Annotated in this window: 14 protein-coding genes; 4 read left to right on the top strand and 10 right to left on the bottom strand. The window is 42.7% G+C overall.

Annotated features, from left to right (window positions below; translation table 11 throughout):
• Positions 1-10: 10 nt before the first annotated feature.
• The 7 genes from JL57_RS21745 to JL57_RS21715 form a co-directional block, all read right to left on the bottom strand.
• Positions 11-943 carry an ABC transporter permease gene (locus JL57_RS21745; RefSeq protein WP_034144027.1) on the bottom strand — a complete coding sequence of 311 codons (933 nt, stop codon included), beginning with the start codon at positions 941-943 and terminating at the stop codon, positions 11-13.
• Positions 940-2,025 carry an ABC transporter permease gene (locus JL57_RS21740; protein ID WP_034144026.1) on the bottom strand — a complete coding sequence of 362 codons (1,086 nt, stop codon included), beginning with the start codon at positions 2,023-2,025 and terminating at the stop codon, positions 940-942. The genes JL57_RS21745 and JL57_RS21740 overlap by 4 nt, the downstream gene beginning before the upstream one ends.
• The gene (locus JL57_RS21735; RefSeq protein ID WP_034144025.1) at positions 2,022-3,551 is read right to left on the bottom strand and encodes an ABC transporter ATP-binding protein; all 1,530 of its coding nucleotides are present in this window, start codon (positions 3,549-3,551) and stop codon (positions 2,022-2,024) included. Before JL57_RS21735 ends, JL57_RS21740 begins: the two co-directional genes overlap by 4 nt.
• 167 nt (positions 3,552-3,718) lie before the next feature.
• Positions 3,719-4,849: a BMP family ABC transporter substrate-binding protein gene (locus tag JL57_RS21730; protein WP_034144024.1), complete on the bottom strand. Its 1,131-nt coding sequence runs from the start codon at positions 4,847-4,849 to the stop codon at positions 3,719-3,721.
• A 303-nt stretch (positions 4,850-5,152) separates the two neighbouring features.
• The gene (locus JL57_RS21725) at positions 5,153-5,992 is read right to left on the bottom strand and encodes a class I SAM-dependent methyltransferase (RefSeq protein WP_291300398.1); all 840 of its coding nucleotides are present in this window, start codon (positions 5,990-5,992) and stop codon (positions 5,153-5,155) included.
• Positions 5,993-6,199: 207 nt separating this feature from the next.
• Positions 6,200-6,832 (bottom strand): DUF2357 domain-containing protein, encoded by a 633-nt coding sequence (locus JL57_RS21720; RefSeq protein ID WP_034144023.1) that lies wholly within the window; start codon positions 6,830-6,832, stop codon positions 6,200-6,202.
• A complete protein-coding gene (locus JL57_RS21715; protein WP_291300391.1) occupies positions 6,804-8,597 on the bottom strand; it encodes an McrB family protein in 1,794 nt (597 codons plus the stop codon). The genes JL57_RS21720 and JL57_RS21715 overlap by 29 nt, the downstream gene beginning before the upstream one ends.
• A gap of 622 nt (positions 8,598-9,219) precedes the next feature.
• Here JL57_RS21715 and JL57_RS21710 point away from each other — a divergent pair.
• Both JL57_RS21710 and JL57_RS21705 read left to right on the top strand, forming a co-directional pair.
• On the top strand, positions 9,220-9,687 hold the full coding sequence (locus JL57_RS21710; RefSeq protein ID WP_034144022.1) for a hypothetical protein: 468 nt from the start codon (positions 9,220-9,222) through the stop codon (positions 9,685-9,687).
• A 79-nt stretch (positions 9,688-9,766) separates the two neighbouring features.
• Positions 9,767-10,939 (top strand): iron-containing alcohol dehydrogenase, encoded by a 1,173-nt coding sequence (locus JL57_RS21705; protein ID WP_034144021.1) that lies wholly within the window; start codon positions 9,767-9,769, stop codon positions 10,937-10,939.
• A 276-nt stretch (positions 10,940-11,215) separates the two neighbouring features.
• Here JL57_RS21705 and JL57_RS21700 read toward each other — a convergent pair whose 3' ends face one another.
• Positions 11,216-12,331 carry a DUF6765 family protein gene (locus tag JL57_RS21700; protein WP_034144020.1) on the bottom strand — a complete coding sequence of 372 codons (1,116 nt, stop codon included), beginning with the start codon at positions 12,329-12,331 and terminating at the stop codon, positions 11,216-11,218.
• A gap of 116 nt (positions 12,332-12,447) precedes the next feature.
• On the opposite strand from JL57_RS21700, the gene JL57_RS21695 reads away from it, so the two are divergent.
• Positions 12,448-13,308, top strand: a complete 861-nt coding sequence (locus JL57_RS21695) for a DUF4474 domain-containing protein (RefSeq protein ID WP_034144019.1) — start codon at positions 12,448-12,450, stop codon at positions 13,306-13,308.
• Positions 13,309-13,396: 88 nt separating this feature from the next.
• Here the strand turns inward: JL57_RS21695 and ilvN are convergent, their stop codons facing one another.
• On the bottom strand, positions 13,397-13,900 hold the full coding sequence (ilvN, locus tag JL57_RS21690) for an acetolactate synthase small subunit (RefSeq protein ID WP_034144018.1): 504 nt from the start codon (positions 13,898-13,900) through the stop codon (positions 13,397-13,399).
• The gene (gene ilvB / locus JL57_RS21685; protein WP_034144042.1) at positions 13,897-15,597 is read right to left on the bottom strand and encodes a biosynthetic-type acetolactate synthase large subunit; all 1,701 of its coding nucleotides are present in this window, start codon (positions 15,595-15,597) and stop codon (positions 13,897-13,899) included. Before ilvB ends, ilvN begins: the two co-directional genes overlap by 4 nt.
• Positions 15,598-15,658: 61 nt before the next feature.
• On the opposite strand from ilvB, the gene JL57_RS21680 reads away from it, so the two are divergent.
• Complete coding sequence (locus JL57_RS21680) at positions 15,659-15,883, top strand: hypothetical protein (protein ID WP_291300390.1); 225 nt, start codon at positions 15,659-15,661, stop codon at positions 15,881-15,883.
• Positions 15,884-15,898 lie beyond the last annotated feature (15 nt).

Below are 15,898 nucleotides of genomic sequence, written 5' to 3'. Positions count from 1 at the left end.
ACTGTTTTCCCTACCTTTCCTCTCGGTCATAAGATAGACCCAAAGCTCCAGGCGTAGACAAGCGTCCTTTGTGACGAGCAACCACAAATACTAAGATTAGGACGGTAAACAAATAGGGTAACATTTTTAAGAAAAAAGGAGACATTTCAATGCCCAAGACTTGAAGACGGAAACCAAGGGCATCAATCCCCCCAAACAGGTAGGCACCCATTAAAGCTCGCCAAGGATTCCACAGAGCAAAGATAACCAGAGCTACCGCGATCCAGCCACGACCAGCCGTCATGTTTTCCAACCAACTGGGAGCATAGGCTAGGGATAAGTAAGCTCCCCCTACACCGCCTAAAGTGCCACCTGCCACAACATAGAGATATCTTAAATAAAAGACGTTTAAACCAAGGGCATCCATAGCCGCCGGATTCTCCCCTAAAGCTCTGAGGTTTAGCCCGGGCCTAGTGTGATACATGTAATACCATATTACAACGACTAGTACATAGCTGATATACACTAAGGCATCCTGTTGAAAGAAAATGGGGCCGATGAACGGTATATCTGCCAAAGGTCCAAGAGGCAGCGGGGAAAAGGGTTTTTCAACCGGTATTCCGATATAAGCTTTACCAAGATAGCCGCTAAGACCAGTCCCAAAAATTGTTAAAGCTAAGCCACTTACCACTTGATTAGCCCGTAAGGTAATGGTTAAAAAAGCGTGAATCAGCGCCACTGCTCCACCAGCTAGCATGGAAGCCAGCAAACCAATCCAAGGATTACCTGTGGTTACTGCCGCCATAAACCCTGATACCGCACCCACCAGCATAATTCCTTCAACACCTAGATTGATGATTCCAGCTCGTTCAGTGATTAGTTCGCCCAGGGCAGCATAGAGGATCGGTGTTCCAGCGATCACTGCAGCTGCCAATAAAGGGATTAAGAATTCTTGAATGTTCATTTACTCAATTCCTCTCCTTTCTGGCCGAACAGTTTCACTCTGTAGTTCGTAAGGACTTCGCCACCGAGGACAAAGAAAAGAATCGAGCCTTGTAGCATTGTCGCTACAGCGGCAGGTACTCCCTCCACTTGTACTGCGTATCCTCCCACTTGTAACGCTCCGAACAACACTGAGACGATAATAATAGCCAAGGGGTTAAGTTTACTGAGCCAAGCTACAATTATGGCAGTATACCCATACCCCGGGCTGATTCCATGTTGCAGCTTACCAATAATCCCACTGACTTCAGCCATACCTGCTAACCCTGAAATTGCACCGCTCAGAAACATCACCAACAAAATATTGCGTTTAATATTCATTCCGGCATAACGCGCTGCTCGCTCACTTGAACCAATCACGTTAATGCTGTACCCCCAGCGGGAATACTTGAAAACGATGGCTAGGATAACTGCCAACGCCAAAGCAAAGAACAAACCTGCATGAATGCGGGAATCACCCAGACCAGGTAACCTAGCAGCCTCCGCAAAGGGTGCGGTTATGGGGAAATTTGATCCCTTGGGATCCCTCCAGGGACCGTAGACCAAATAGTCCACCCATAGGATTGCCACATAGTTTAGCATTAAGGTAGTAATAATTTCATTAACTTTCCAAATGGCTCTAGGGATAGCCGTCAAAAGAGCCCACAGTCCCCCTGCGATCATCCCGAGGACAACCATTCCTGGCAGCATCAGGTAAACAGGCAGAGTAGGGAAGGTTAATGGTAGCCAGGCTGCTCCCATGGCCCCCATGTAGAGCTGACCTTCAGCACCAATGTTCCATAACTTCATTTTGAAAGCCAAGGAAACACCCAACGAGGTCAACATCAAAGGAATGGCCTTAACCATGGTCTCGGTTAGCCCATATTTTGAGCCCAAACTATCTTCAAACATCAGCAAATATATGGTCAGTGGTTTTTCCCCGGTCAGGACCAAGAAGATCGCCCCCAACAAAAGGGCCAACAGCACGGATATTAAAGGGATGATAAAAACCATCACCGGCGAAGGAGTTAAGCGTTTTTCTAGTTTAAATGTGAGCCGGTTCATCGTCCATCATCCTTTCTGGCCGAGCAGGAACCTGTCATCAAGAGTCCCACTTCTTCCAAGTCAGCTTGTTCAATAGGAAAGTCCCCAGTTAGCTGACCGTCAAACACTACCCCAACCCGATCGGCTAATTTGAATATTTCTTCAAGATCTTCGGAAATCAGCAAGATCGCAGTTTTACGGGTCTTTAATTCCAACAGTAATTTATGAACTGCCTCAGTGGCCCCGATATCTAATCCCCGTGCCGGGTAAATTACTACCATCAATTTGGGAGAACTAGAAATCTCCCTAGCCAATAACAACTTTTGTAAATTACCACCTGACAGTACCCTGACAGGCTGACGCAAGCTGGATATTTTGACTTGGTACTGTTTTACTAGAGTTTCAGCATTACGCTCTATGGCCTGGGATTTTAACAACCAACGCCCTGAGTACTCAGGCTGATGATAATTCTTCAGAATAAGGTTCTCTAAGGCATTTAGCTCCGGTACTAATCCCATCCCTAAGCGATCTTCAGGCACATAGGCAACACCTAGGTCAATAATCCTACGGGGGGAGAGGTTGCTGATATCCTGGTCGTTCAAGAGGACTTTACCGCTCTCAACTCGGCGCAATCCTGCGATGACTTCCGCCATTTCTCGTTGTCCGTTGCCGGACACACCCGCCAAACCGAGAATTTCACCTGCCCTTACACAAAGGGTCATTTCACGCAAACAGGGAAGACCCATGTCATTGAAGGCCTTTACCTTATCTAGTTCTAGTACAACCTCACCTACAGGAGAAGAGTCTCGCTCATACTTCGAGGCCACAACCCTGCCAACCATTAAGCGGACCATCTCTTTGGCATTGATCTGGCCTTGTTCTAGTACACCAGCTAACTTTCCAAGGCGCAACACGGTAACCCGATCTGCGATGGCCTCAACTTCATTCAATTTATGAGTAATGACAACTACAGCACATCCTGTAGAGGCCATTCTGCGCAGATTTTCAAAGAGTTCAGCGGCTTCCTGAGGGGTAAGCACAGCCGTAGGTTCATCCAATATCAATACTTTGGAACCGCGATAGAGCATGCGGACGATCTCTACTCGCTGTTTTTCCCCCACGGACAGCTGCCATACTTTAGCGTTCAAATTGATTTCAAGACCGTATTTTTTCCCAAGCTCATTGATGCTGGCTTTAAGTTCTTTGTTAGCAAGCAGAAAGGAACTCCCCTGTTCACCTAAGGTAATATTTTCTGCCACTGTAAAGGGCTCTACCAATTTAAAGTGCTGATGAACCATCCCGATACCGCAAGCTATAGCATCTCTGGGGGAACGGAACTTTTGTTCAACCCCATTTACTAGGATCTTTCCACCGTCTGGTTTATACAGACCGGCTAACACAGACATTAGAGTGCTTTTCCCAGACCCATTTTCTCCTAAGATAGCATGGATTTCTCCTGGGTTAATATCTAGGTCCACGTGATCATTGGCTAGGACACCTGGAAACTTTTTAACGATTCCCTGTAATTGAATTAGTGCTTGATTCATACAGTCTGTCTCCCTCAATTCAATTCACAAACACGGGTTCCCGGCTAATTATACCTAAAATACTCTTTTATAGTAGGAAATTACGCTTTGAGGCCACCTATAGCAACTTCAAAGCGTAATTTCTGAATTCACAACTACCCTATAATGAGTATATTAGTTTTAGCTGTTTACTTAGGAATTGTACCGTCTACCCCTTCAACAAACCAGTCAAAGGAAAGCATATCTTTATCCGTCATGACTTGACCAGCAGGAACTTTCACTTCTCCCTTTTGATCCTTGATTGGACCTGTAAAGACATCCCACTTTTTAGCCATGATCTGATCTTTCGCTTCAGCCACTAATTTCTTAGTATCTTCAGCTACCATCGGGCCGAATGGAGCAATGTCAACAATACCATCGCTCATTGCACCCCAGTATTGATCATTCTTCCAGGTTTTATTACGGACTGCTTCGACAGTTTTCACATAGTATGGACCCCAGTTCCAAACTGCAGAGGTCAAGACAGCCTTAGGAGCCATCTTGGACATATCCATATTATAACCAACCCCAAATTTACCGGCCTCTTCTGCAGCTTGCATAGGTCCAGGCGTATCTTGGTGTTGAGCAATGACATCAGCGCCTGCTGTCAATAAGCTCTTGGCAGCATCTTTTTCCATGGCAGGGTCATACCAAGTATTTGTCCAAACTACTTTTACTTTAGCAGCAGGGTTAACAGAGCGTACCCCCTGAGTAAATGCGTTGATACCTCGGATAACTTCTGGAATCGGCATAGCTGCTACATAACCGATGGTGTTGCTCTTAGTGGTTTTACCTGCTACGATACCCGTTAGATATCGAGCCTGGTAGATGCGGCCGAAATAAGTACCTACATTTTCTGAAGTTTTATAACCTGAGTTATGCATAAACACTACATCAGGGTATTTCTTAGCTACATTGATGGTGGGATCCATATAACCAAAACTGGTCGTAAAGATGACTTTATTGCCCTTTTCAGCCAGTTGAGTAATTACGCGCTCAGAATCCGCGCCCTCAGGAACTGACTCAATAATCGTTGTTTCAACATCGGGAATTTTGTCAACCAGGAATTTGCGACCTTGGTCATGAGCATAACTCCAGCCTGCGTCACCGACTGGTCCAACATAAACATAGGCCACCTTGAATTTTTCCTTCGTAACTTCTTCCTTCTTAACTTCTGCTGGTGCTGGTGTAGCGGTGGGCTTATTGCCGCAGCCTGTGATTACGAGTAGAAAGGATACTAGCAAAGCGACCAAAACAGCACTTCTTCGTTTAGAATTCATTTCGAAATCTCCTCCTTCTTTTCTCTTATAGTTGATAGGTACGAGTCTTGCTTACTAAAAAATGAACATGGCATATAGGTCCCAGCTCACCTCCCAGCCCCGGTAATAAAAAAAGCTTTCTCTGAGATAAAAATCTCTCAAAAAAGCTTCATTGCGTTGATTACCGGATACTCATCTATTATATTACCTATAATTGAAAATTACAATGATTTCTTCGTTAGGCTAAATATTCCCCGGTTGGCAAAGGGTACCTTAAGGGTACCCTTCATCGACCAATGCCAAGCATTCAACGTCTTGACGATTTTAGTAAGAAAATGTTCTTACTAGGCGCAGAAAATTACTAAATACCTGCCCAACCCTACCTTTAACACCTAATTTTTCTGGTGGAGGTGGGGGAGTTGGTTTTCGCCCATGGACAAGACCAAAACCGAAGTAGCCCTGGTTCCGTTTCATGAACTCGGCATTTTTTTTCAATCTAGCCACTAATCCTGGTTGATTAGCGACTTTATGCGTAAGATCTTTGATCAGCATCCAATCCTTTTTCAGCGCGTTTAGAATCACATTACCATTATTCCTCAAGCGCTGGGGATTTTTGATTTCGACATCTAAAAATCCGACTTGTGATAAAGCCTCCTGCCAATCTTGGAAGGACAACGGGTCAGTGCCAGATCCAAAGCACTCTGCCAACTGCTGTTTAAGATTAGGAGGTAATTTTCCTAAAAGGGCCATTTCTAGATCTGCCACGCTTCCCTCAGGCTTTAACACTCGATAAAATTCTCGGTATACTCTAACTTTATCTAAAAAGACCGTGATTGATTCAGCAATGACCTTATCAAAGTAATTCTCCTCAAACGGCAACTTATACACATCGGCTACTCTAAATTCTACGAGATGAGAAACTCTCTCTTGCTCTGCTCTTTGGCACGCTTTTTCAACCATTTGGGGATTAATATCAATTCCCATGATTCTGCAGCCAACCGTTTTAGCCAAATGGCAAACCGTAAGACCCGTCCCACACCCAGCGTCCAGTACATAGTCTTCCTTCTTTACTTGCAATGCATTTAAATTCTGTTGGGTCACCGGAAAGCCTCCCGGATGCGAACTGCCGATACCAAGCCATGCTAACAGTTCAAAATAGTTCATCTCTTCGACTTTCTTGGATTCACTCAATACCACAAATTACCCCTCCCTTCAGGGTATATGGTATAATATTCCTTGAGCATACTTGCTGACAGTTGTCTAAGTGAACTCGTTCAACGAAAGTTGAAAAAAGCAAAGCTCAGTATTTATTAGGGATAGTAAAAAGTGCCTTTCACACTAACTTCAGGGTGAAAGGCACTTTTTTTAAATCTAACATTTGATTAAGACTAAATAACAGCGGTAGATATCCTGATAACTTGGAGGCATCTGCAAAACCTGATTCACAGACATTTGCCGTATTTCACTGACATCTGTCAAAAAATTCGCCTTAAGACAACAATCTATTTGCCCCTCCAGATTTTCTAAGCGTTTACGTAAGTTGGAATCATAGGGCCTCCCCAGTTCACGAAGAGAACCCTTTTGTAGGCATACTGCTTGTCTGATCTTGGTAAGAATACCGCGCATAAATCGATTTTCCAGCGTATCATTGTCATTTACAGGTTTGGGATCGATCAGTAGAGCCGGGCGATAATAATCTGTGTCAACCCGAATGAAGCCAGATTTTAGGTCCTTTTTCAGATATTGTGGTTTTTTCGCCAGAAACTTCAAACTCTCTGGTCCAACTTTTTTGACTCGCTCAGCATTCCTAACGGTATTTCCCTTTTTTAAAGGAGGACATAATCCAGATTGAATACGGTTTACAGTAGCTATTAAATGCTCTAACACCTTTATCCAGGCCTCCGATTGACCTCTTAGAGAGCCTAAAGCAAGAATATCTTGCAGATCTATCTCGACTCGTAAACTGATCCTTTCTTTAAGAAAGCCAGAATGAGGTGAAACCATCTTCCTCTAACCTCCGCAACATATATGCTAATTTACGACTACTCAAGGGAAATTTCGCCTTGAGAAAAACTCCGTTTCCTTGCCAAGGCAGATAAAGAGCTGACGCATCTTCCATCATTTCCTCAGGATTTTTAGATTCACCTAAGGCGAAGAACATTAATTGGATAAGCACTCTCTTCACGGAGGAACTACTTCCTTGCAAGCGTGGTAAAATCTTTTGCAAAAGCTGAAGGTCAAAAGCTTGCTCTTCAGTCATCAGGGCGTATCGGTCGTTATAGAGGAGGTAAAAGTTGACTTCGTCACGTACCCGAAACCCGACCTGAGCATAGATCCCCTCCAGAATTTGATTAACCTCGATCAGCCGTCCTGTACTCCGGCGAATCAGGACATCGTTTTCGAGATTGGCATCCTGAAGCGTAAGATAATCACTTCGAAAAAAAGAATTGTTGATCGGACCACTTGCCAAACCGACTGACCGCTTATCCCCTTCCTCATCTAACCGACGTTCCGGAAAACGACCCAGATCAATCTGACTAAATTCAATCATTTGCGCCCTATCTAATACCCGCTTACTAAAGGGGTAGGTAGTCTCATCCATATTTACCGTCCCGATCAGGTAGACATTATCTGGTAGGGCCAGCTTCTGATACTCTTCCTGGAATACGACATCTTTATCATCAAGGGATAGTACGGAGTCCGTCACGATCCCCACCTCATTCCAGCGTCTGGTTTCCATAATGCTGAGGAGATCACTAAAATAGTGTTCCACCCGCGCTAAATTAAGCTCATCCAAACAGACGAAATAGGGCTTGTCCCTATTTTCCAGTTGTGAAGCTCGAGCTAACAATCTCGTAAACTTAGCTGGTCGAAAGTTTCCCGCTAAATCCGTATAACCCAACAGATCTGAAGGATCGCTCCAATCTGGCCGTACTGGAATGAGACAATATTGCCCATTCTCCTCCGTAGCACCACTTGCCTCGGCAAAAAGCTTTACCAACTTAGTCTTCCCTGTCCCTGAAATACCAGCTAGAATCACAAAAGGCTTGGTTTTTAGAGCTAAATACAGGTTCTCAATGCTATCCGCCGGGTATGAGAAGCCCCTACTTCGAATATACTTCTTAATTTCCTCGATCCGCTGCTTGGGAGAAACAATGATCTGTTTAAGACTCTCGACCTCGTCACCCTGAACATTCTCTTCAGACATCTCCGTATCCGGGGAATCCTTTGCTAGAACTTTTTCTACAAACAGTTTATAACTCTTAATTGCTTGACTTAAATCTTCAATTAGAACCTCATTGTCCGGCATGTTACGTCGGTCATAGCGTGGCTCTCGCGCAAGCATGCTTTTTAAGGCTTGGATCCTGTTTTGAGCGCCTTGGTTACCACCGTTCCCACCTTTTTCATCCAAGGGCTCCGTAATTCCAAGCTGAATGGTCAAGTACACCGACTCCATGTTCTCTGAGAAGAGATAACGAACATATTCCTCACGCTTAGTTATTTCCATTATTTTGCGGTCCATGATCGCAATCCAAGGAATATTCGTCCAGTTGCGCATACCTACAGAACCCTCAACTTGGTATCGTTCATCGATGAAAGGTAGGCGTTGTAGATCCTCTGGAATCGTTTTTCTCATTAACGTCCCCAACGCATGTCCGTTGAACGGCTCGCTTTTAGCCTTAACATAAGAATTCATGACATTCAAAAAATGTTCCCTGAGGGAAACTTCGGGCACCGGCCTGAGAATTTCATCAGTGGCATGCAACATTTTCTACCACCTTTTTCCTATTACTTCTATTACACATGATTCGGCAAAACCCAAAATATCCCTTCTGATAAAAAACACAATTAAGCCCTAACCATAGGGTATTCTCCCCTTGTTTGTCGTAAATAGGCCGTTATTTATCCAATCGTGAGACTCCCACTTCTACAAGTGGGAGTGGTACCCCGTACTCTGCTTCAGTGACGATAGTCTCCGGTGGAGAGTATCGCCGAAGCCGTGATCCCAAAAGAAATACTTACTGGCGTAGGATAGAGTATCGCCGAGCCGCCTTTCCCCCAAAAAACACTTTGCGGCGAAGGAGGTAGACTCCATCCTAGGTTGCGAAAGTATTCGTCAGTGGATCTGCGCCCTCGGCATAAGTAATCCTTCAGCGCGATAGTATTCGTTAAGGGTTGTGCGCTTTCGGCGATAATGTCCACTGGACACTATCGTCACTGGATACTTATGTCACCGAAGTCTCGACGTTCAACTTTAGTTGAACGAGTTCACTATGAATGAGCTATTACTATATGTTCAACTCAAATACAGTTATCGACAGAATATTAAACGTGGATAACGGATATTCTAAATTAATCCAAAGTCAGTAATATAAAGGGGATAGGAGACAATGCCCAAATACTTTATCTATCCAATCTTTACATTAATTTTCGCATTAATCGTAATAGCGAATGTACCGAGAAACGAAATCCAACGTTTGTCTATTTATGGAATCATTTTTGGTGGAATGATAGATGTTTTGGTGCATAGTTTTGGATATGTCACTGGATTATTTTCTTGGATAAATTACGGACCTTTTGGATTCATAGGCGTACATATTTTTGCAAATATAACATGGTCAATATTTTTTATATTATATTTTTATTTTTTGCCAAAACAAAAGCCATTAAATTATATATTCGCTGTTGGCGGGATCTTTTTTTCCTCAGTGTATTATAATATGGTCATCGATTTGGGTATCTTAAAATCCTCCAGTAGGATTTGGTTACCTTTATTTGGTTTTGCTGTTTGGTTTTCAATAGCAACGTGGGGTTATTATAAATTGAATAGTTTCATACAAGTAAAACAAGAGGAGTAGAATCTAATAAATTAGAGCGGTAACTTACAATTTCCAACATCATATTGAGTAACATCACCAATAACGGAGGGTATACTAGTTGGAAAACACACATAATTTTATTTTGCCAAAAACAAATCTTATCGGTATCGGTGCTATCAAAGACCTTCCTAATGAATTATTGTCATGGAAGCTGAGCAAAGTCCTGATTGTTACAGATAAAAACATGATAAGTCTTGGATATGTTGAAAATGTGGAAAAAATCTTAAAGAATTTATTTATCTCCTATGATATTTTTGACGGAATATTACATCCAAACCCTACGGTTTCTTTTGTAGAGGACGGTTTGACTTATCTCAAAAAAGGACTTAATATCTTTAAACGAAACTACAAATTGATAATTTCCATCGGCGGCGGAACAAATCATGACTGTGCCAAAGCAATCGCTACAGTAGCTACGAATGGCGGTTCAATCATTGATTATGAAGGATATAATAAAGTAACCAAACCAGCAATACCGCAAATTGCTATCAATACAACCGCAGGATCGGCAGCCGAATTAACGATGGTTGCCATAATAACAGATAATTCTAGAAAGGTAAAAATGACGATCTCTTCGCCTTTTCTAACACCATTTATTACAGTCAACGACCCCATATTTATGACATCTATGCCCAAAGAAGTTACTGCCAGCTCAGGTATTGATGTTGTTTCCCATGCCATAGAAGCTTATGTATCGACAGAAGCTTCTCCTATCACAGATTCTTTAGCACTTGAAGCACTAAAACTGGCTTTTGAGTATCTTCCGAGGGCCTATGAGAATGGCAATGATCTGGAAGCCAGGGAAAAGATGATGTTTGCAAATATTATGGCTGGCATGGCCTTTAATAATGCCGGACTGGGCTATGTGCATTGTATGGCACATCAATTGGGTGGATTTTATAATCAAACCCATGGTTGCTATAACGCTGTCTTGCTGCCTTATGTGTTTGAGTTCAATTCCGTCTCCATACCTGAACAAAGAATCCTGAAAATATGTGAAGCCATGGGGATTATTACCCATAACAGGTCACAAGCTGTTGACTTAATTATTGACTCAATTAATAAATTACGTTCCAAAATCGAAATCCCCGGCAAATTAAGTGAGATGGGGCTAATGGAAGGTGATATTGAACCACTCTCTCAGAATGCCTTAAAAGATATCTGTTTCTTTACCAATCCAAGACAAGGCTTTGTTGAAGATTTTATTAGCCTCTATAAAGCAGCCTTCTAGAATTACGTCAGTTTTGACGGATCACTAAACCTTTCTACCTCCCTTCCATTTTAAACCTAACTCATCATCTATTTAACCGTACAATTGAAAAAAGATATGCTATAGAACGAGTAAGCACTCACTTGAATCTATAGCATATCTTTTTCCTTACATTCAAGGATGATGCGATAATATGTGTGTACTCAGCGGCTATACTATCAATATTAAAACCCGGCGATTAATCAGTCCAGAAATAATTTTAACTAAACTGCGAGTATTGATAATAAAGATTACACATTAATTTGGAATGCTTAAACGATAGTTACTACAGTATTGGAAGAATTTTTTCTTATACCACTTAACCGCTCTATAAAACCCATACCAGTTCGAATTCCTAAAATCACTTGCCAGTTGAACCCCCTCAACCGTACGATTATCAAAACGTTTTCGATCATAATTACTGAAGGCTTCTTTCAACCACTGATCCTCTTCATAGCTAAACAAGCAACTGTCGGTCTTAGTAAATAACCCTTGTTCAATCATGAGTCTTTGCCAATTCGACTCCCGTTGCTGATCCGTCCCTTCCAAGGTGAGTGCATTCATAAGCAGCTCAAAGTTCTTAAACTTTAGATTTTGGTCCAAGAATTGAGGATGTTGTGTTAAATACTGTTCCACATGCCTTTTAATGCTCCGGAAAGCACGCTGATAGCGTTCTTTATTATCAATTTCAACGTTCTCATAAGAACCATTAAATTCATCACTATAATCATAGTCATACGACCATTTCAGGTAAGGGAGGTCAGGATAGTCCATGGCTTGGCAGTGTCCATAGGCAGGCCTAAAATGGTCAAAATACGTCTCGAATCTATCCTGATTTAATTGCTTAACAAAATTTATAGAACGGTCTATCAACCCCCAAGAGACTTTGGATTGAGCCTCACAACTCTTAATATCATTAACTTTGCTCACCAGGCCACTGAACCCTTGGTGCGCAAACGTATCCGCGTAAGCATGTAGAACAATGCCCAGTTTAATTAAGTCTCGTTCGTGAAAAGCATCACTTAAAATATCTAAAATGACAGGGGACTCTTCTCCGCAACGAAGTTTTTGGGTAAAGTTCTCACCTTTACATCCTGGGACAAAATGAAAAGCACACGTGTTGTTGATCAAAGCCTCATAATTAAAGGTTTTTATCCGGAAGTAAGAATGACAAGTAGCCATATTAAAAAAAGCTAGCCGGTTATCAACAAGCTCATGCTCGACATTATGACCTGATTTCTTAAAGTAAATCAGATTTATTTTGGCATCATCCACTAATTGAGACGCATAGGCGATAATGTGAGCACTTTCTTTCTTAAACCCACAGGCTCGACAAAACGCTAAAACAGCATAGAAATGAGCATCTCTGTTCATAAGTACCCTCCTTGTACCTCCATCCCTCCTAAAGAATCGAGGTTTGCTTAAAGTCACAACCTTGATGCACCATACTATGCCTATATCTCATAAAATGTACTGAGGAGGAGATTACGATGTCTGACTTCTTATTACAGGGAACGGGTAACGATGAATTGGACAAAACCATCCAAATCGTGGGCTACTCTTATGATTCAACCCAAGATATCTTCTATTCTAATCTGGATGCTTGGCAAAGAAAGGTCGGCTACTGTCGTCTATATGATGAAGCAGCCGCGCCTTTGGGGATGATCATGGACTGTGAACCAATTTTTTTCGAATACGGGGACAAAAAATGGATGATAGCCTTCTGGAAAGGTCAATATGACATGGTGACAGGTGGCGAAATAGGTGTGTATACTGAGGCTCTTAACTTAAAGATTCTCGGACTATTTGAGGGTTCCTTTTATCATTGCGTTAGCAATGATCATCTCTTGCCAATGTCGTTTACCCTTAGAAAGAACGGCAAAGTCCTCTTTTCAAGAGCAGGGAAACACTGGTGGTTAACCGGATTCAAACTTGGTGAATTCTCCGAGCCTTCGGAACTAAGGATGGATATAACGATTACCTTGGAAAATTCAATCATGCGTGATGCCTTTGTGGCGGGTTTATGGAATGCGGGATATTCCTTAGATCGATTCACAAGAGTTGGAAACACCGTTAATCTTTCGTTTGGTACCCCTGTTACACCACAACCCTTTACTCGAACTAAACCCACAGATTGGATCATACAAAGGAAAAACGAACAATTATGTCTTAAGTATCAAGAAATTACGGAACCTTTTGCAACTGTGCAGGGTAAAGTAAAAGCCATTGAAGAACAAGCACCAATGATGTACCAAAAAATCATCAAGCTTGGGAAATCTAAACCGTCCTACGAGCGGTATGAAACTCTCATTAACTCGTTTCTCTCAGCTAAGAAAGACGTACGCAATTAATTTTGACGAGTTAAAGGGCTTCGAAGTTCTACGAAACGACGACCAAAATTACAAAAGAGTGGGCATTGCCCCACTCTTTTGTCTGATATTAAATGCCTTGATTCTTTGCCGGAACAGGCCCCCGCGAAAGAGCAATCCTTCCCGTTCGTACAATTTCAATAATTCCATGATCTTCTGCTAGTACTTGACATAGAGCATCAATCTTTGTTTCATCGCCAGAAAGCTCAATCACCATCGTCTCCCTGTTAACGTCGACAATGCTTGCTCGAAAAATCTCGACAATATTGATGATATCTGACCGTGTAGCAGCACTGGCTTTGACCTTAATCAAAGCTAACTCTCGTTGAATCGACTCTACGGCCGTAAGGTCACTAATTTTGATGACATCCACTAATTTTGACAACTGATTAACAACCTGTTCTTGCTCAATTTCATCCCCCTCAACCACAATCGTGATTCTGGTGGTATCGGGTTCCTCAGTGTATCCAGCGGCAATACTTTCAATATTAAAGGCCCGACGGCTAATCAGTCCGGATATATGGGTTAAAACTCCCGGTTTGTTTTCGACTAAAACGGCGAGTGTATGCTTCATCCCTCTTTACCCCCTATAATCATCTGATCCAAGCGAGCACCTGATGGAACCATGGGTAGGACGTCTAACACTTCCGGTATCCGAATATCAACCACCACTGGACCGGGAATGGCCATCGCTTCTTCCAAGATCAGTCCCAATTCTTCTGGTTTATGAACCCTTAATCCCTTAACACCCATTGCCTCAGCTAATTTTACAAAATCAGTCGTCGACCCTTTGAGACTGGTATGAGAATAGCGTCCACCGTAAAACATCCTCTGCCACTGAGCGACCATTCCTAAACACTGATTATTAAAGACTAGGACCTTAACCGGAAAATTATATTCCGCAGTCACAGCCAATTCCTGGCAATTCATCATCATTCCACCATCACCGATAAAGAGAATTACCGGTCTATCCGGCATACCACATTGCGCTCCTAGGGCAGCGGGAAGACCATAGCCCATTGTCCCCAACCCTCCTGACGTAAGCAAAGAGCGTGGATTTTTAAAACCGTAGTATTGCGCAACCCACATCTGGTGTTGTCCAACATCCGTCACAATCACTGCGTTACCCTGAGTCAACTGACTAACTTTTTCAACCACCGCTTGAGGCATGACAAGATCTGCATCCTGTTCATAACTTAAAGGCTTTTCCTCTTGCCAGAAGAGGCATTTCTCGATCCATGATTGAACATGTTCTTGCAACTCCTTAGAAACATGCTTAACCCGTTGAGCTAGGGCAGGTATCGACCATTTCACGTCTCCGATAACGCGTAGATGGGCCAAAACGTTTTTGTTGATTTCAGCAGGATCGATATCAAAGTGAATAATTTTGGCCTTCGCAGCAAACTCATCCAGGAGACCTGTGACTCTATCATCAAAACGCACTCCAATTCCTAAGAGCAAATCACACTCCGTTGTCGCCATATTCGCGGCATAAGTTCCATGCATGCCAACCATTCCTAGAAACTGAGGATGATCAAAAGGAACGCAACCTAAACCCATTAAGGTTGAAATCACCGGAAACCCAGTCTGTTCAATCAAACTCTTTAATTCCTCAGACGAATCAGAGAGATTGACACCACCCCCTACGAAGATTAGAGGTTTTTTGGCTATTCTTAATTCCTCAAAGACCTTATCGATCGTTTCTAAGTTACCTTCATAGACTGGACGATAACCACGCAACTTAACGTCAGTAGGGTAATGATAGTCTAACGAAGCGGCAAAAACATCTTTGGCGATATCCACAACTACGGGTCCAGGCCTACCTGTACGTGCAATATAAAAAGCTTCTTTTAAAGCCCCTGGTAAATCTTCAACCCGCTTAACCAAATAGTTGTGTTTCGTAATCGGGGTCGTGATGCCTCGAATATCTGCCTCCTGAAAGGAATCCCTCCCGATCAATGGAACAGAAACTTGACCCGTAATAGCCACTAACGGAATAGAATCCATGTAAGCTGTGGCAATCCCGGTCACCAAGTTGGTAGCCCCTGGCCCGGAAGTAGCAATAACAACCCCAACCTTTCCGGTCGCTCGGGCATAACCGTCAGCCGCATGGACCGCTCCCTGTTCATGCTTGGTTAGAATATGGTTAAATTCTGCTTTGAACAAGGCATCATAAAGTGTTAAGACTGCTCCACCAGGATAGCCAAACACTACGTCTACGTTTTCATTGTTCAGAGACTCAATAATAGCCTCTGCTCCAGTCATTTCCAAGTTTGTGACCCTCTCTTTCACTGCGTTCCTTCTAATGATATTATAGACCAGGACTTCAAAATTGACTAGAATACAATCAAAGGAAGTTGACAAAGTCGATAAAAGGGCCTATAGAGTTTTTCTTACCAACAAAGCTCTTGAAGTAAAGCCGTATGTTCATGAGACCCTTTTAGAATGGGCTGATATCATCACCTCGGGTCTATCTGAAAAGGAAGCGGAAACTGCACTCGGGTTATTGAAAAAAATGGCCGCCAATGCTGTAGTGAATAATGATCGGAAAAAATAATAAGAAGAGAAACGT

The organism is Desulfosporosinus sp. BICA1-9, assembly GCF_000802135.1.
Note: the sequence above shows the minus strand (reverse complement) of the source record. Positions and strands in the feature narration are given on the sequence as shown.